General features: G+C 70.6%; 17 protein-coding genes. 8 read left to right on the top strand and 9 right to left on the bottom strand.

Features of this window, described 5'->3' with window-relative positions; translation table 11 throughout:
* Positions 1–97: 97 nt before the first annotated feature.
* Positions 98–1,024, bottom strand: coding sequence for a diacylglycerol/lipid kinase family protein (locus ACIOD2_RS10235; protein ID WP_400536471.1), 927 nt, complete (start codon positions 1,022–1,024; stop codon positions 98–100).
* A gap of 337 nt (positions 1,025–1,361) precedes the next feature.
* Between ACIOD2_RS10235 and ACIOD2_RS10240 the strand changes: the two genes are divergently transcribed.
* Positions 1,362–1,832: a hypothetical protein gene (locus ACIOD2_RS10240; protein WP_400536472.1), complete on the top strand. Its 471-nt coding sequence runs from the start codon at positions 1,362–1,364 to the stop codon at positions 1,830–1,832.
* Positions 1,833–2,219: 387 nt separating this feature from the next.
* Here the strand turns inward: ACIOD2_RS10240 and ACIOD2_RS10245 are convergent, their stop codons facing one another.
* Together ACIOD2_RS10245 and ACIOD2_RS10250 are read right to left on the bottom strand one after the other, a co-directional pair.
* The gene (locus tag ACIOD2_RS10245) at positions 2,220–2,702 is read right to left on the bottom strand and encodes a GNAT family N-acetyltransferase (protein ID WP_400536473.1); all 483 of its coding nucleotides are present in this window, start codon (positions 2,700–2,702) and stop codon (positions 2,220–2,222) included.
* A gap of 1 nt (position 2,703) precedes the next feature.
* Complete coding sequence (locus tag ACIOD2_RS10250; protein ID WP_400536474.1) at positions 2,704–3,294, bottom strand: acid phosphatase; 591 nt, start codon at positions 3,292–3,294, stop codon at positions 2,704–2,706.
* An 80-nt stretch (positions 3,295–3,374) separates the two neighbouring features.
* Here ACIOD2_RS10250 and ACIOD2_RS10255 point away from each other — a divergent pair, with 80 nt between their 5' ends.
* Complete coding sequence (locus ACIOD2_RS10255; RefSeq protein ID WP_400536475.1) at positions 3,375–3,848, top strand: hotdog fold domain-containing protein; 474 nt, start codon at positions 3,375–3,377, stop codon at positions 3,846–3,848.
* Here ACIOD2_RS10255 and ACIOD2_RS10260 read toward each other — a convergent pair.
* Positions 3,845–4,522: a hypothetical protein gene (locus ACIOD2_RS10260; protein WP_400536476.1), complete on the bottom strand. Its 678-nt coding sequence runs from the start codon at positions 4,520–4,522 to the stop codon at positions 3,845–3,847. The genes ACIOD2_RS10255 and ACIOD2_RS10260 overlap by 4 nt on opposite strands.
* Before the next feature lie 135 nt (positions 4,523–4,657).
* On the opposite strand from ACIOD2_RS10260, the gene ACIOD2_RS10265 reads away from it, so the two are divergent.
* A complete protein-coding gene (locus ACIOD2_RS10265; protein ID WP_400536477.1) occupies positions 4,658–6,268 on the top strand; it encodes a GMC oxidoreductase in 1,611 nt (536 codons plus the stop codon).
* On the opposite strand, the gene ACIOD2_RS10270 is transcribed toward ACIOD2_RS10265, so the two are convergent.
* The 3 genes from ACIOD2_RS10270 to rfbC form a co-directional block, all read right to left on the bottom strand.
* Positions 6,258–6,692 (bottom strand): MarR family winged helix-turn-helix transcriptional regulator, encoded by a 435-nt coding sequence (locus ACIOD2_RS10270; protein ID WP_400536478.1) that lies wholly within the window; start codon positions 6,690–6,692, stop codon positions 6,258–6,260. The genes ACIOD2_RS10265 and ACIOD2_RS10270 overlap by 11 nt on opposite strands.
* On the bottom strand, positions 6,689–7,099 hold the full coding sequence (locus ACIOD2_RS10275) for an SRPBCC family protein (protein WP_400536479.1): 411 nt from the start codon (positions 7,097–7,099) through the stop codon (positions 6,689–6,691). Before ACIOD2_RS10275 ends, ACIOD2_RS10270 begins: the two co-directional genes overlap by 4 nt.
* A gap of 65 nt (positions 7,100–7,164) precedes the next feature.
* The gene (gene rfbC, locus ACIOD2_RS10280) at positions 7,165–7,770 is read right to left on the bottom strand and encodes a dTDP-4-dehydrorhamnose 3,5-epimerase (RefSeq protein WP_400536480.1); all 606 of its coding nucleotides are present in this window, start codon (positions 7,768–7,770) and stop codon (positions 7,165–7,167) included.
* Positions 7,771–8,140: 370 nt separating this feature from the next.
* On the opposite strand from rfbC, the gene ACIOD2_RS10285 reads away from it, so the two are divergent.
* Entirely contained in the window at positions 8,141–9,322 is a 1,182-nt protein-coding gene (locus ACIOD2_RS10285; RefSeq protein WP_400536481.1) for an NADP-dependent malic enzyme, read from the top strand.
* A gap of 52 nt (positions 9,323–9,374) precedes the next feature.
* On the opposite strand, the gene ACIOD2_RS10290 is transcribed toward ACIOD2_RS10285, so the two are convergent.
* The gene (locus ACIOD2_RS10290; RefSeq protein WP_400536482.1) at positions 9,375–10,787 is read right to left on the bottom strand and encodes a bis-aminopropyl spermidine synthase family protein; all 1,413 of its coding nucleotides are present in this window, start codon (positions 10,785–10,787) and stop codon (positions 9,375–9,377) included.
* Positions 10,788–10,880: 93 nt separating this feature from the next.
* On the opposite strand from ACIOD2_RS10290, the gene ACIOD2_RS10295 reads away from it, so the two are divergent.
* From ACIOD2_RS10295 to ACIOD2_RS10310, 4 genes are read left to right on the top strand one after another with little or no spacing between them, the layout of a single operon-like run.
* Entirely contained in the window at positions 10,881–11,966 is a 1,086-nt protein-coding gene (locus ACIOD2_RS10295) for an ABC transporter ATP-binding protein (RefSeq protein ID WP_400536483.1), read from the top strand.
* The gene (locus ACIOD2_RS10300) at positions 11,963–12,646 is read left to right on the top strand and encodes an ABC transporter permease (RefSeq protein WP_400536484.1); all 684 of its coding nucleotides are present in this window, start codon (positions 11,963–11,965) and stop codon (positions 12,644–12,646) included. The genes ACIOD2_RS10295 and ACIOD2_RS10300 overlap by 4 nt, the downstream gene beginning before the upstream one ends.
* Positions 12,643–13,335, top strand: a complete 693-nt coding sequence (locus ACIOD2_RS10305) for an ABC transporter permease (RefSeq protein ID WP_392758703.1) — start codon at positions 12,643–12,645, stop codon at positions 13,333–13,335. Before ACIOD2_RS10300 ends, ACIOD2_RS10305 begins: the two co-directional genes overlap by 4 nt.
* Entirely contained in the window at positions 13,332–14,219 is an 888-nt protein-coding gene (locus ACIOD2_RS10310; protein ID WP_400536485.1) for an ABC transporter substrate-binding protein, read from the top strand. Before ACIOD2_RS10305 ends, ACIOD2_RS10310 begins: the two co-directional genes overlap by 4 nt.
* Here the strand turns inward: ACIOD2_RS10310 and ACIOD2_RS10315 are convergent.
* Entirely contained in the window at positions 14,209–15,507 is a 1,299-nt protein-coding gene (locus tag ACIOD2_RS10315; protein WP_400536486.1) for an erythromycin esterase family protein, read from the bottom strand. The genes ACIOD2_RS10310 and ACIOD2_RS10315 overlap by 11 nt on opposite strands.
* Positions 15,508–15,643: the final 136 nt, after the last annotated feature.

Genomic DNA, 15,643 nt, shown 5'->3' on the forward strand with positions numbered 1-15,643 from the left:
AACAGCCACCCGAAGGGAAGGCTGATGCGGTGAGTGGAGCTTCTGCGTCGACGAACGGCAGGTTGCACTTTGCCGCAGGCGATCAACGGTCCTGCCGTCACACGATTACTGTGAGTGCATCCGGGACGCTGAAGAACTCCACCCTGGTCCTCTGGCCGACGAGATCGCCGTCCACCTGGAAGTTTACCGGTTCAGCTGCGTCGATGCGGATCATCGGCAGGTCGTCGTGACGCACGAGACGGTTGCCCTTTTGGTTGCTCTTCGTAGCCAAAGCGCGGCGTACATGCTTGAACACCGTGGGCAACCCCAGACCGTTCAACGCGAACAGACCCAATCCCGTCTCGAACGAGCAACCCGGGTTGAGGTGGACCGGACGCTCGCCCAGGTAGCTCCACGGATCGGTGTTCGACACGAAAGCGGTCAGCGCTTCGGCGGGTTCCGCACCCGGGATGCGGATCGTGAGGTCCGGCCGGCCCAGCGGCGGCCGGAAGTAGGAGCGGACGGCGGCCCTCATGTAGAGGCCGGCGGTCGTCTGCTTGCCCCGGCGCTTGGCGACGCGGCCGACGACGTCGGCGTCCCAGCCGAGGCCGGAGTTGAAGGTGAACCAGTGCCCGTCGGCCAGGCCGAGCCCGACGCGGCGGGAGCGGTCGTTCTCCAGCGCGTTGAGCAGCTGGTGGGTGGCCTCGACGGGATCGGCCGAAATACCGAGGGCGCGGGCGAAGACGTTGGCCGAGCCGCCGGGCACGACACCCAGGGCCGGTACGCGCCCGATCTGGGTGGGATCACCGTCGGCGTCGGCCAGCAGGCCGTTGACGACCTCGTTGACCGTGCCGTCGCCGCCGTGGGCCACGACCAGGTCGATGCCGTCCCGCGCGGCCGAGCGCGCCACGGCCATCGCGTGGCCGCGGTAGTCCGTCTCGACCACGTCGAGCTTGACCTGGCTGGCGAGGGCGTGCGCCAGGACGTCCCGGCCACCGGCGGTGGTCGAGGTGGCCTGGGGGTTCACGACGAGGATTGCGCGCACTACCGCAGGGTAAGTGACGCCCACCGCCCCGAGAACCTCTCGACGGCCCAAGGTGACCGGAAGCACCGGTCGCGGCGACCCATTCGAACAGCACCGGTAACCCTGTGGCGGGCGGCCCTCCTTCACGTGGCGAGTGTCCGCGCGTCGTGACAAGTGCACCCGGGCCGACCGCCCGCTCATCGACGACACCTGAATTCTCAGCGCCCGGGCGGTCCCGGGAAAACGGCCGACCGGGTGGCATACGATCGAATCAGCTCACGCACGGTGACTCGCCCTGGTGGAGTCCACTGTGCTCACGCAAAGCACCTCGGCAAATCACCTCCGGAAGGTCCCCGCTGTGAAGCTCTCGCCCGCTCCCCGTGAGGTCCGGCTGGCCGGCGCGGTCATCGCGGTGCCGTCGCTGGCGCTGCTGGTGTTCGGGGTGATCGTGCTGGTCAACGGCCTGGGGTCGCCGGCGCAGCCGGGCAACAACGTCTACGTCGAGTCCGGCACGTTCATCGTGGTGGCGCTGGCGTTCCTCGCCGCGTCGGCCGGGCTGGTCCTCGGCCAGACGTGGGCGCGCTCGCCGGGCGTGGTGATCGCGCTGATCGTGGTCGGCCTCAGCTGGTACCTGCTCGGCCCGTCCGGCGAGCCGGTGTGGGGCGTGCCGATCGCCCTGTTCGGCATCGCGACGCTGGTGCTGCTGTTCCGCGCCCCGTCCCGCGCCTGGGCGCTGGGCCTGCGCGAGGGCGAGACGGAGACGGAAGCCGCCGAGCGCGGCGGCCTCGCCGGCCGGCGCGCGGAGCGCGAAGGCCAGGACGAGGACTGAACCCGCGATCCGCGTGATCGGCCCGCATCTCGCGTGGCCACGACCCGCAGCTCGCGTTCCCTTGGCCGGAACTTGCGTGACCAGGTTCGTGAGTGCGTGATCAGGCCCGCGATTCGCGTGACTTAAGCCGGAACTGCGTGATCAGGCTCGCGACTTGCGTGGCTGAGGCCGGAACTTGCATGGTGAGGCTGGAACCGCGTGATCAGGCCCCCGACTTGCCTGGCTGAGGCCGGACCCGCGTGATCAGGCCCGCGACTTGCCTGGCTGAGGCCGGAACTCGCGTGACTGAGCCCGTGGCTCGCGTGATCGGGACCGATCACGCCGGATCCGGGACCGAGCGCGCCGGATCCGGATCGGATCACGCGGTCCCGGGTTGCAGCACGTGAGTTACGCCTGGTCGGCCAGGGCCTGCAGGGGCGCGTCCGTGAGGCGGTTGACCGTCCACTCGTCCATCGGGACCGCGCCGAGGGCCTTGTAGAACTCCGTTGCCGGGTTCCAGTCCAGGACCGACCACTCGAGGCGTCCATAGCCGTTCGCGACGCACTCCGCGGCGAGCGTCGCCAGCAGCGCTTTGCCCAGGCCCGAGCCTCGGTGGGGGGGGAGGACGAACAGGTCCTCCAGGTAGATGCCGTGCACCCCGCGCCAGGTCGAGAAGTTCAGGAACCAGACCGTGAACCCGGCGATCTCGCCGTCCACTTCGGCCACGTGGCCGAACAGCTTGGGTGCCTCGCCGAACAGGGCTTCGTGCAGCTGAGACGCGGTCAGGTGGCATTCGTCCGGCGCGCGCTCGTACTCCGCGAGGGCGTACGTCAGGGCGACGGCGGCCTCGACGTCTTCGGGCCGGATGCGGCGGATGCGGTCGTCGGGCACGTCAGTCCTCCAGCGAGGGCGGCAGGTTGAGGTGTTCGATCTGCGGTTCGCCGCGCTCGTCGCCGAGCACGGCGATGCCCGCCGCGTCCAGTCCGAAGTGGACACCGGACGTCGCGGGCAGGCCCAGCCAGCGGGCCACCATGACCCGGCTGAAGTGCCCGTGGCCGACCAGGATCACGTCACCGATCTCGGTGTCGCGGCGCGCTCGCGTGAGCACCCGGTCCGCGCGGGCGCTGACCTCTTCGGCGCTCTCGCCACCGAGTACGGGGTGCGTCCAGACCGTCCAGCCCGGCACGGTCTCGCGGATCTGGGGCGTGGTGATGCCTTCGTAGTCGCCGTAGTCCCACTCGGCGAGGTCCTCGGTGACGTCGTCGACGCGCAGGCCGGCCAGCGCGGCCGTTCGCAGCGCGCGCTTGCGCGGGCTCGAGAGCACCAGCGACGGCCCGCCGAGCAGGCTCCGGAGCGTGCCACCCGCCGCGAGGGCCTGGCCTTCACCCGCCGGGGTCAGCGGGATGTCCGTGCGCCCGGTGTGCCGCCCGTCGACCGACCATTCGGTCTGGCCGTGGCGGAGGAGGAACAGCCGATTTGCCACGCGCCGACTATATGCGGCCGTTTGCGCCACGGCCGGGCGCATGCTTGGCTACTGGCCAGTAGGCAAGCCGAGGGAGACGCATGGCTGAGACGCCGACGTTCGCGATGTGGCACAAGCTGGCCGCTAAACCGGGCGGGAAACAGCTGTTCAGCGCCGCGATGTGCCTGCGCGTGCCCTACTTCGGCACGGTGCTGCCCTCGGTGCGCGAGCTGCGACCCGGCCACTGCGAGGTGAGTGCCCCGAAGTGGTGGGGTGTTCACAACCACATCCGCACGTTCCACGCGATCGCGGCCTGCAACCTCGCCGAGATCGCGATGGGCATGCTCGCCGAGGCGACGGTCCCGCCGACGCACCGCTGGCTGCCGAAGGGCATGAACGTCGAGTACGTCGCGAAGGCCGAGACGGGCCTGCGCGCGGTGGCGTCGCTGCCCGAGCTGCCGGAGTTCGGCGACGAGGGGTTCGAGCTCCCGGTCCCGGTGACCATTTCCGACACGCGTGGCAAGCCGGTGGTCACCGGGACGATCACCATCTGGGTGACCCCGAAGCGGCGTTAGAGCGGCTTGTACTGCACGTACGACGCCTGCTGGAACGTGTTCTCGCCGGACGGCGACGGCAGGCCCAGCTTCCGGTCGGCGAGCTTGCCGAGCGGGCCGCAGCCCTGCGTCGCCGGCAGCGCCAGGCCGGAGTCGATGACGCCGCGGTAGGCCGTCACCGGGTTCTGGGAAATCACCCTGGGCGGGACCGCCGGGTCGTCGTGGACGACGGTGTGCAACGGCTTCGCCGCGGTGCCGATGCTGCAGTCCTTGCCCAGCAAGGGATGCCGGAGCACGGCGTAGACGTCCAGCTCACCCCGGCGCTCGTCGTTGCTCTGGAAGTCCGAGAAACCGCCGTAGCGCAGCTGGATCGTGGTGCCGGCCAGGCCGGGGACGCGCACCGGAGCGTGCCGCAGCGCGCCGAACTCCTGGGCGTACTGGCCGTTCACCTGGCCTTCGCTGAAGGTCAGGCGCACTTCGCCGAGCGGGATCTCCTGTCCGCCGATGGTGAGTTTTCCTTGGGAGACAAAGGCTTCACAGCGCCACGTGCCCGGGTCGGCGTTCGCGGGCGGCGCCGGGCAGTCGGTGAAGTCGAACGTCGGCAGTTCGTCGGCGTGCGCCGGTGAGGCGAACGCGAGGGTGGACCCCAGTGCGGCCACGGCGACCCCGGCCGCGGCCCATGCGAGAAGTTTCATGGCGTCAGCCTGGCGAGGACGTCCGATGGGGACATCCGGGATCGCCCCCAGGGGAAGGCCCGAGATTTCCCTCGACCGGGTGAAACAGAGTCCATTTAGTTAACACCGTTCACTCGATCCGTCACGATCGTGATCATGTCCCCCTTCACCCGCCGCCGCTTTCTCGGCCTCTCCGCGCTCAGCTCCGCCGCCGCCCTCGGGCTGACCACCGTCTCCACGCGGTCCGCGAGCGCCACGCCGTTGCCCGGGTACGTCCCGGCCGTGGTGATCGGCACCGGCTACGGCGCCGCGGTGACGGCGTTGCGGCTCGGCGAGGCCGGCGTGCCCACCCTGATGCTCGAGATGGGCAAGCTCTGGACCACCCCGGGCGCCGACGGCAAGGTCTTCTGCCCGATGCTCACCCCGGACGAACGGTCGATGTGGTTCAAGAACCGCACCGAAGCGCCGCTCGCGTCGTTCCTCTGGCTCGACCTCGCCAACCGCGACATCAAGCGCCACGCCGGGGTGCTCGACCGCGTGAACCACGGCGACATGTCCGTCTACCTCGGCCGTGGTGTCGGCGGAGGTTCCCTGGTCAACGGCGCGATGGCGGTGACGCCGAAGCGCTCCTACTTCGAGGAGATCCTGCCGCGGGTCGACGCCGAAGAGATGTACGGCAAGTACTTCCCGCGCGCCCGGGCCGGGCTCGGGGTCAACGTCGTCGACCCGCGGTGGTTCGAGACGTGCCGGTCCTACCGGTACGCCCGCGTCTCGCGGAAAGCCGCGCGCAAGGCCGGGTTCGGCACCGTGTTCGTGCCCAGCGTCTACGACATGGACTACCTGCGCCGCGAAGAGGCGGGCACCGTGGCGCGCTCGGCCGACGCGTCCGAGGTCATCTACGGCAACAACCACGGCAAGCGCTCGCTCGACAAGTCCTACCTCGCCGCCGCGCTCGGCACCGGCCACGTGACCATCCAGACGCTGCACGAGGTCCGCGAGATCATCCACCAGCCCGACGGCGCGTACACCCTGGTCGTGCGCGAAATCGACGAACACGGCACGGTCCTCGCCACCAAGCACGTCACCACGAAGCACCTGTTCCTCGGCGCGGGCAGCCTCGGCTCGACCGAGCTGCTGGTGCGCGCCCGCGACACCGGACGGCTCCCGGCGCTCGACGAGCGGGTCGGGCAGGGCTGGGGCACCAACGGCAACGTCATGCTCGGGCGCGCCAACCACCTCTGGGACACCACCGGCAGCCTGCAGGCCGGGATGCCCGCGCTCGGCATCGACAACTGGGCCGACCCGGTGCACCCGGCGTTCGCCGAGATCGCGCCGGTGCCGGCCGGCATCGAGACCTGGGTGAGCCTCTACCTGGCCATCACCAAGAACCCCGAGCGCGGCCACTTCAGCTACGACGCCGCGAGCGACTCGGCGAAGCTGCACTGGACGGCGTCGCAGGGGCAGCCGTCGATCGACGCCGCGAAGGCGTTGTTCGACCAGATCAACCGGGCGAACCGGACGATCTACCGGTACGACCTGTTCGGCGACACCCGCCCGTTCGAGAACCGCTTCACCTACCACCCGCTCGGCGGGCTGGTGCTGGGTGAGGCGACCGACGACTACGGCCGGGTCCGGGGCTACCGGAACCTGTACGTCACCGACGGCTCGCTGATCCCGGGCAGCACCGGCGTCAACCCGTTCGTGACGATCACGGCGCTGGCCGAGCGCAACATCGAGCGTGTCCTCGCCGAAGACGTCAAGGGCTGAGCTTCGCCAGTGAGTCGGTGAAATCGCTGCCGACGCCGTCGAAGAACGACGCGTCGGCGGCCTCGACGTCCTTCAGTGCCTTCGCGACCAGCTCCAGGCCCGGCGCGGTGATCTGGAGCCGCTTCGCGCGGGCGTCGGCCGGGTCGTCCGCACGCTCCAGCAGCCCCCGCTCGGCGAGCTTGCGGACGACCTGGCTGGTCATCATCGTGTCGGTGCCGGCCTGCTCGGCCAGCTGCCGCTGGGTCGGCGCGTTGCCGGAGCGGGTGAGCCACCACGTGGTGGTCAGCAGCACGAACTGGACGTGCGTGAGATCGTGCGGGGCCAGCGCGGCCCGCATCGCCCGCTGCCAGGCCAGCGTCACGCGCCACAGCAGGAAGCCGGGGCTGCGGTCGGGGCCGGGCAGGCGGGACTCCGGGGCTGTCATACCCGCGATGCTTCAGCAAGCCGCGCGAGCGCGCGCATCGCGTCCGGAGTGTCTTCGGTGACCTGCGGACCCAGCTCCTCGGGACCGTCGATGGTGACGCGGTAGGTGATCTCCGTGCCGCCGTCGACCTCGGTGAGGACGTGCTCGAACCGCAGCAGCGCGTCCGGTAGGCGAGTCTCGTCGGTGAAGCTCCGGCCGTCGGTGACCTCGGTCAGGGTGAACGGGATCGGTGGCATGCCGTCCATCGTCATCGTGCCGCTGACGCCGGCCTCGAACGGGCCGTCGAGGACCACCGAGCGCACGCCCTCGTCCCACTCCGGCCAGCGGGCGGTGTCCGCCCAGAGTGGCCAGATGGCGGCGGCGGGCGCGGTGGACGTCTCGGTGTGGGTGTACTCGTAAAGTGTCATGCGGGCAGACTATATGCGCGCATACTAAGTCGGCAAGTTCTCCGCCCGAGGCGGAGCGAAGGCGGTCAGTGCGCGGAGCGCAGCTTGTCGTAGTAGGCGACGCAGTCGTCGTACGCCGGGAGCAGGCCCTGCTCCTGCGCCTCGGCCAGCGTCGGCGCGTTGCGGTCCTTCTCGGACAGGACGTGCGCGATGTCCGACGGCCACGGCAGGTCCAGCGCCGGGTCGAGCGGGGTGATCCCGTGTTCGCCGCCCGGGTTGTAGGGCTCGGAGCAGAGGTAGGCCATCGCGGTGCCGTCTTCGAGCGCGATGAAGCCGTGCCCGAGGCCTTCGGCGAGGTACACGGCGTTGTACCGGTCGGCGTCGAGCCGCACGGCGTCCCACTGGCCGAACGTCGGCGAGCCCGTCCGCACGTCGACGATGACGTCGAGCAGCGAGCCGTTGGCGCAGTAGACGTACTTCGCCTGGCCGGGCGGGGTATCGGCGAAGTGGATGCCGCGGATCGTGCCGCGGCGGGACACGCTGTGGTTGGACTGGCCGAGCCGGAGCGGGTGGCCGGCCGCTTCGCGGAAGGCGTCTTCCTGGAAGGGGGCGGTGAACAGGCCCCGGTCGTCGGGGAACGCCCGGGGGGTGAACTCGAAGGCGTCCGGGACGCGCAGCCGGCGGAATTGCATGGCGTCACCTTATCGGGCGCCAAGAAAACCGGACGGACGTCTTGGGAATTGGGGAAACTGGGGAATGTGTGACGTCAACCGCACCGAGGGGTCACCGGTGGCAAGGCTCCTGTCACAATGACGGGACCGCCGCGTCCGCGGCCATCGCCACACCCACGGCACCGATGGCCGACGAGACGCTTCGCCGACAGGCCGGCGCTACCGCGCTGGGCTGCCGTGCCGGAGGAGAACACCAGGTAGCCGGGTGTGTCTTCGCCTGCTGCCTGGTCCCCCCGCTCGCAGGCCCAGGAGAATTCCAGTGACCCACGTTCGAACCGCGAGTTCCGTCATTCCCACTGAAGGAATGACGGAAACGACGACAGGAAACCCCATGAACGACCCCTCCGGCACCGTTGCGCCGGTCACCGACGAAGAGATCTTCACCGGGCACGAGGGCGGCAAGCTCTCGGTGGCGGCCACCCGCCCGATTTCCAGCCCGCGTGACCTTTCGATCGCCTACACCCCCGGTGTGGCGAAGGTGAGCCGCGCGATCGCCGAGGACGCGGCCAAGGCCAAGCGGTACACGTGGGCGGACCGGCTGGTCGTCGTGGTGAGCGACGGCACAGCGGTGCTCGGTCTCGGCGACATCGGCGCCAGCGCGTCGCTGCCGGTCATGGAAGGCAAGTCGGTCCTCTTCAAGACCTTCGGCGGGCTCGACTCGATCCCGCTGGTGCTGGACACCACCGACGTCGACGAAATCGTCGAAACGCTGGTGCGGCTGCGCCCGTCGTACGGCGCCGTCAACCTCGAGGACGTCTCCGCGCCGCGCTGCTTCGAGCTGGAGGACAAGCTCAAGGAGGCGCTCGACTGCCCGGTCATGCACGACGACCAGCACGGCACGGCGATCGTCACGCTGGCCGCGCTGCGCGGGGCGAACCTGGTGCTGGACCGGGCGATCGCCGACCAGCGCGTGGTCATCTCCGGAGCCGGCGCGGCGGGTGTGGCCTGCGCGCGGATCCTGCAGGAGGCCGGCATCGGCGACGTCACCGTGCTCGACTCGCGCGGCGTCATCCACACCGGCCGTGACGGCCTGAACCCGATCAAGGCGCACCTGGCGCAGACGACGAACAAGGCCGGGATCCAGGGTGGCCTGGCGGACGCGCTCGAAGGCGCGGACGTCTTCCTCGGCCTGTCCGGCGCGACGATCGACGAGACGCTGCTGGGCCGCATGGCGGGCGGCGGCATCGTGTTCGCACTGTCCAACCCGGACCCGGAGGTCCACCCGGACGTCGCGGCGCGCTACGCGTCGATCGTGGCGACGGGCCGCAGCGACTTCCCGAACCAGATCAACAACGTGCTGGCGTTCCCAGGTGTCTTCCGCGGCGCGCTGGACTCCGGCGCGCGGGCGATCACCGAGAACATGAAGCTCGCGGCCGCCGAGGCGATCGTCTCGGTCGCGATGGACGACCTGGGCCCGGACCGCATCGTCCCGAGCCCGCTCGACCCGCGCGTGGCCCCCGAGGTCGCGGCCGCGGTGGCGAAGGCCGCGGAAGCGGACGGCGTCACCGCCTGACAGTCCCTGTCAAAAGCGGCACTTTCACGTGAAAGTGCCGCTTTTGGCGCGTTCAGAGGCCGAGCAGGGCGGGGAGGCGGTGGCGGGGGACGTCGACCAGGCGCAGGTCCTGCAGGTCTTCGGGGACGTCGAGGGAGACGTTCGCCAGGCGGGCGTGGGCTCGGGTCAGCACCTCGCTCTGGTGCTCCACCGCGTCCGCGACCACCACCGCGTGCCGGTTGTCCGGCGTGCTCCGCAGGTACCGCAGCGCGTACTTGCCCGCGACCAGCGCCGCAAGGGCCGTCTGGGACGCCTGGTCCGCCAGGTCCGGGTGCGCGTTCGGCAGCAGCATCGCGAGCCGCCGGGCGTTCGTGCCCAGGAGGGTGCGCAGCAGCCACGGGCCCGGGTCGGCCGAGAGGTCCATCGCGACCGCGTCACCCTCGGGCCCGGAGATCGACCAGTCCACCGGGCGCGACTCGAACGACAGGCCGTCCGCGACGGCGATCTCCTTCAGCTTCTCCAGCAGCGCCGGTTTTGTCCCGGCCGCTTCGACCGATTGCGGTCCGTGCGTGTAGATCGCCTTGCCGCTGCGGACTTTCTTGGCCTTCGCCGTCGGCTGGCAGACGTACAGGTCGGCCGCGCTGCCGATCGCCTGCGCGCCGAAGTAGCTGTTGAAGCCCGGCAGGATCGCCTCGAACGTCAGCCCGAGCGTCGCCAGCGAACGCTGCACCTGCGCGCCCAGCGCCGGGTGCCGCGGGCTGTAGCCGTAGGCGAACAGCAGCCGTCCCTCGCTCGGCTCCCGCAGCGCCTGCACCCCGCGCGCGGCGAACAGGCCCATGCCCTCCGGCGTGTACGGCGGGTCGCTGAACACCAGGTCGGCGCGGCCGGCCACGGCGGGCGGCAGGCCGACACGCAGGTCCGCGTGCGCGGTCCGGATCTCCCCGGCCCCGCGGTCGTCCAGGTAGGCGAGCACCCGCTCGTCGAGGTCCACGACGGTCAGCGACGCCGACGGGCAGACCGCCCGCACCGCCAGCGACGTCAGGTCGTGGTCGCCGAGGAACAGCAGGTTCGCCGACGCCAGGTCGTAGCGCGCGTCGAGCCACAGCGCCCGGCGCAGCACCGTCTCCGGCGTGGCCTGCACGTGGTCGAGCGCGGCCAGCGGCGGCGGCACCTCGGCCACCCACTCGGCGACCTTCGGCAGCAACTCGTGCGTGGCCACGGCTTCGTCGAGCGGGTCGGCGTAGCGGGGGGTGCTGTACCGCAGGTACGACGCGGCGACGCCGGGGGACAGGCGCAGCCGGTCGCCGCTGCGGTCGAGGTCGTCACCCAGCGCCGCGAGCACGTCCTCCACGCTGCGGCGCGGCGCCGTGCTCAGCCGGACCAGCTCGCCGAGGTCGTGGTCGCCGGTGCGCAGCAGGTCGATGACGCGGTACAACGGGCGGACGCCGACGCCGTGCGCGGCGAGGACGTCGTCGAGTGCCTTCACGGGCCACAACCCTAGTCACCACCTGCCGGAACAGCGTGCCAACCACCGCCGACTCGGCTACGGTCGATTGGACCTGACACGGGGAGTGGGCAAGTGACGATCGAATTCCGCGACGTGACCAAGCAGTATCCCGATGGGACGGTCGCCGTCGACAAGCTGAACCTGACGGTCGAGGACGGCACGATCACCGTGTTCGTCGGCCCGTCCGGCTGCGGCAAGACGACGTCGCTGCGGATGATCAACCGGATGATCGAGCCCACCGGCGGCCAGGTGCTGCTGGACGGCAAGGACGTCGCCGAGGGCGACCCGGCCCTGCTGCGCCGCGGCATCGGCTACGTCATCCAGCACGCCGGCCTCTTTCCACATAGGACGGTCCTGGACAACATCGCCACCGTGCCCCTGCTGTCCGGCTGGGACAAGGCGAAGGCCCGCAAGCGCGCGGCCGAGCTGCTCGAGACCATCGGCCTGCCGGTCGAGGTCGGCAAGCGGTACCCGGCGCAGCTCTCGGGCGGTCAGCAGCAGCGTGTCGGCGTCGCCCGCGCGCTCGCCGCGGACTCGCCGGTGCTGCTGATGGACGAGCCGTTCTCCGCGGTCGACCCGGTCGTGCGCGAAGGCCTGCAGGACGAGCTGCTGCGGCTGCAGTCGCAGCTGGGCAAGACGATCGTGTTCGTCACGCACGACATCGACGAGGCCGTCCGGCTCGGCGACAAGGTCGCGGTGCTGCGCGTCGGCGGCGTGCTCGCCCAGTACGGCACCCCCGCCGACGTGCTGCGCCACCCGGTGGACGACTTCGTCGCGTCGTTCGTCGGCCGCGACCGCGGTTACCGCGGGCTGTCGTTCCTCTCCGCCGACGGCGTCGAGATCAAGGACCTCGAGCTGGTCGAGATCGGCTCTTCGGTGCCCGCGAGCGACGGCTGGCGCCTCGTCGTCAACACCGACAAGCAGCCGCGCGGCTGGCTGCCCCCGAACTCCACAGTGGACGGCGCACTGTCCGAAGACGACCTCGTCGCCGGCGGTTCACTGTGGATCCGCGGCACCCCGATCCGCGGCGCGCTCGACGCCGCGCTGTCGTCGCCCGCCAGCCTCGGCGTGGTCGTCGACGACGACCACCGCGTGCTCGGCGGGGTGCTCGCCCGTCAAGTGCTCGACGTGATCGAGGCGACCCCGCAGGCGTCATGAGCTTCTTCGACGAGCTCGGGCGGTACCTGGGCAGCGGCAACAACCGCGAGCAGATCCTCGGCGACCTCGGTGATCACGTCTACCTCGCGCTGCTGCCGCTGGTCATCGGCATCGTGCTGGCGATCGCGGCCGGCTGGCTCGGGCACCGCTGGGCGCCGGCGCGGTCGGTGCTCATGGTGCTGGCCAACCTGCTCTACACGATCCCGTCGCTCGCGCTGTTCGTCGTCATCCCCGGCCTGATCGGGTCGAAGATCCTCGACAGCATCAACGTCGTCGTCGCGCTGACGATCTACACCACCGCGCTGCTGGTGCGCCCGGTGCTCGACGCGCTGGACGCGGTGCCGCCGTCGGTGACCGCCGCGGCCACCGCCGTCGGGTACAAGCCGGTGCGCAAGTTCTTCGCCGTGGAGCTGCCGCTGTCGGTCCCGGTCCTCGCGGCCGGCGTGCGGGTGGCGTCGGTCAGCAACATCAGCCTGGTCAGCGTCGGCGCGCTGATCGGCACCGGCGGGCTCGGCGTGCTGTTCACCGACGGCTTCCAGCGGGAGTACTTCTCGCCGATCGTCGTCGGCATCGTGCTGACGCTGGTGCTGGCCCTGGTCGTCGACCTGGTGCTGGTCGGGATCCGGACCCTGCTGACCCCCTGGGAACGCGCCGGGAACACGGGGGTGGCCGTCGCATGATCACCGATCTCTTCCACTGGTTCGGCGACCCGGCGCACTGGTCCGGCCCCGACGGCATCCCGCAGCGGCTGCTGGAGCACCTCGGTTACACGTTGCTGGCCCTGGTGATCGCCCTGGTGATCGCCGTCCCGTTGGGACTGTTCGTCGGCCACACCGGACGCGGCGGAGTCGCGCTGGTGAGCGCCGGCAACGCGATCCGCGCGCTGCCGACGCTGGGGCTCGTCACGTTCCTGTTCCTGCTCTTCACCGAGAGCGTCACCTCGACGATCATCGGCCTGGTCGTGCTGGCCGTGCCGCCGATCCTGGCCGGCACGTACGCCGGGCTGCAGGCGACCGACCACGGTGTCGTCGACGCGGCCCAGGGCATCGGGATGACCGGCTGGCAACGGCTGTGGAAGGTCGAGGTCCCGATCTCGCTGCCGCTGGTGCTGGGCGGCATCCGCAACGCCGTGCTGCAGCTCGTGGCGACCGCCGCGGTGGCCGCGTACGTCGGACTCGGTGGCCTGGGCCGGTTCCTGCTCGACGGACTGGCCATTTTGGACTATTCGGAGGTGATCGCCGGCGCGCTGCTGACCACGCTGCTGGCGATCGTGCTCGACGTCCTGTTCGCGCTGCTGAACCGCGCGCTGGTCCCCAAGGGGGTCCGGCTGGCGACGGCGGCGGCGACCGGCAAGAAGGTGGCGGCATGAAACGGCTGGCCGGTGTGCTCGCCGCCTTGGTGCTGGTGGCCGGCTGCGGCAACCCGCTGGCGGGCGGCGGTGAGGGCGGCTCGAACGGCGACATCATCATCGGCGCGTCCGACGTCGGGGAAAGCCTGCTGCTGGCCCAGATCTACGCCGGGGCGCTGAAGAACGCGGGTGCGGAGAACGTCACCGTGCGGCCGCCGGTGGGCAGCCGCGAGGTCGTGGTCAAGGCGCTGCAGGACAAGTCGCTGTCGGTCGTGCCCGACTACAGCGGGAACCTGTTGCGGTACTTCGACAAGGACACCCAGGCGACCACGCCGCAGGACGTCTACACGCAGCTGAAGCAGAAGGTGCCGGCCGGCTTCGAGGTGCTGGACCAGGCGCCCGCCGAAGACAAGGACCTGCTGGTCGTCGGGCCGGAGCTGGCGTCCTCCGGGGTGAAGACGTTCTCCGACCTGGGAAAGCGCTGCAAGGACCTGGTGTTCGGCGGGCCGGGCCAGTGGAGTAGCCGCTGGAAGGACAAGATCAAGACGCTCTACGGCTGCGAGTTCAAGGAGATCCGGACCACCGACACCGGCGGCCCGGTGACGGTGGCGGCGCTCAAGTCCGGTGACGTCCAGGTGGCGGACCTGTTCAGCACGTCGTCCACCATCAAGGCCAACGGGTTCGTCCCGCTCACCGACGACAAGAACATGTTCCCGGCGCAGAACATCGTGCCGCTCGTCGCGAAGGGAACGCTGTCCCCGGCGGAGGTGGCCGCGCTCAACCGCGTCTCGGCGGCGCTGACCACCGACCAGCTCACCCAGCTGAACGTGGAGTTCACCGAGGAGAAGCGCAACCCCCTCGACATCGCCGAAGACTTCCTGGCCCGCAACAACCTCAGGGCCTAGCCACCGCCGCCTCGTGGACGTCGTGGAGGTGGGCGAGCAGGTCGTAGGACCGGGCGAGCGCGATGTCCGCCGGGTCGACGGGGAACGCCGTCCCGATGTCGTAGGTCGGCCGGGCGACGTCCAGCCAGGCGCGGGCCGCGGCCGGCGCGGTCCGCATGTCGAGGTAGTAGTCCTGGTAGCGGACCTGGTCGAGGGTGTACTCGTTCGATCCGGGGCCGGCGGCGCCGACCGTGAACTTCTGCCAGGTACCGGCTTCGTCCTGCGACAGGAACGAACCGCGGTCGAAGGTGAAGCCCGTGGCGACGTAGTTCGCGCCGAGCGTGTCGCGCAGGAACGAGCCCTGCGTCTTGGGGTACCGCCCGGGATCGCCGGAGACGTAGCCGACGTGGCCGTTGTGCGCGGACAGCAGGATCTTGTCGCCGGTGTGCCGCTGCCACCAGACGACGTTCTGCGCCATCACCTCGTCGCGGAAACGCTGGGACGTCGCGACCGAGGCCGGATCGGCGAGGTCGATCGTGAGGAACTTCGCGGTCTGGGCGATGGACCGGGCGTCCTGCGCCACCCAGTCGTCGCCGAGGCCCTGCACCAGATCGAGGGCTTCCTGGGCCTGGGCCGCGAGCCGCTGGCGCTCCGCGAGCGGCTTGGCGAGGTAGGCGTAGACGTCGTCGATCGGGCGCAGGCCGGTGTAGAGCTCGTTCAGCCGGGCCAGTGACTCGGGGTGGGTCCGCTGGACGTAGCCGGTCACCCGGCCGAAGAACTCGTCGTCCACGGTCGGGGCACTGAGGTCGTCGCCGAGGAGGTGGACGGGCCGGGCGGGGTGGTGACGGTTGTAGTCGCGCATCCACTCGACGAGGTGGACGAACTCCTCGCGGTCCCACGGCGAGCCGGCGAGGGCGGCCTTGGTGACCGTGCGCGCGTCACCGGTGCCGGTCTGGAGGAACTCGTCGATCCGGAGGCCCGCGGACCAGCTCATTTCGAGGGCGAAGGTGGTGAAGCCCTTCTCCTCGACGAGGTAGCGGAAGAGCCGCTCCTTCATCGCGAAGAACTCGTGGGAGCCGTGGGTCGCTTCGCCGAGGCCGGTCACCTGGGCGTCACCGATCATCGCGCCCAGCGCCCGCAAGTCGCTGGTGTCGCGGCCGGGTTCGGTGGTGCGCAGGGGAAACGCCGCCTGCGTCAGCGCGCGGACGGGGTCCGGCTGGGCCGCTTCGGCGGCCGCCGGGGCGAAGAGCGTGCCGGTCGCGATCGCCGCGACGGCGAGGACGGCGGTGGTTTTCCGGTTCCTGGTCATGGAAGCGATCCTGGCCGGGGCGGGGGCACCCCACCCTGGGGCCGGCCGCCGACTTCGGGGTAGTGCAGGCGCTACCCCGAAGTCAGTGGTCGAGGGCCGGCCGGGACGGCGACGAGGACACGCGGCCCACGCCGTT

Origin of the sequence: Amycolatopsis sp. NPDC088138 (assembly GCF_044741685.1) — a bacterium.
Taxonomy (GTDB): domain Bacteria; phylum Actinomycetota; class Actinomycetes; order Mycobacteriales; family Pseudonocardiaceae; genus Amycolatopsis.

What these genes read in the sequence shown, in the direction of transcription:
- ACIOD2_RS10255 (WP_400536475.1), top strand. Translation starts at nt 3,375, where the DNA reads ATGGCTGAGACGCCGACGTTCGCGATGTGGCACAAGCTGGCCGCTAAA.
- ACIOD2_RS10260 (WP_400536476.1), bottom strand. Translation starts at nt 4,522, where the DNA reads ATGAAACTTCTCGCATGGGCCGCGGCCGGGGTCGCCGTGGCCGCACTG.
- ACIOD2_RS10265 (WP_400536477.1), top strand. Translation starts at nt 4,658, where the DNA reads ATGTCCCCCTTCACCCGCCGCCGCTTTCTCGGCCTCTCCGCGCTCAGC.
- ACIOD2_RS10270 (WP_400536478.1), bottom strand. Translation starts at nt 6,692, where the DNA reads ATGACAGCCCCGGAGTCCCGCCTGCCCGGCCCCGACCGCAGCCCCGGC.
- ACIOD2_RS10275 (WP_400536479.1), bottom strand. Translation starts at nt 7,099, where the DNA reads ATGACACTTTACGAGTACACCCACACCGAGACGTCCACCGCGCCCGCC.
- rfbC (WP_400536480.1), bottom strand. Translation starts at nt 7,770, where the DNA reads ATGCAATTCCGCCGGCTGCGCGTCCCGGACGCCTTCGAGTTCACCCCC.
- ACIOD2_RS10285 (WP_400536481.1), top strand. Translation starts at nt 8,141, where the DNA reads ATGAACGACCCCTCCGGCACCGTTGCGCCGGTCACCGACGAAGAGATC.
- ACIOD2_RS10300 (WP_400536484.1), top strand. Translation starts at nt 11,963, where the DNA reads ATGAGCTTCTTCGACGAGCTCGGGCGGTACCTGGGCAGCGGCAACAAC.
- ACIOD2_RS10305 (WP_392758703.1), top strand. Translation starts at nt 12,643, where the DNA reads ATGATCACCGATCTCTTCCACTGGTTCGGCGACCCGGCGCACTGGTCC.
- ACIOD2_RS10310 (WP_400536485.1), top strand. Translation starts at nt 13,332, where the DNA reads ATGAAACGGCTGGCCGGTGTGCTCGCCGCCTTGGTGCTGGTGGCCGGC.
- ACIOD2_RS10315 (WP_400536486.1), bottom strand. Translation starts at nt 15,507, where the DNA reads ATGACCAGGAACCGGAAAACCACCGCCGTCCTCGCCGTCGCGGCGATC.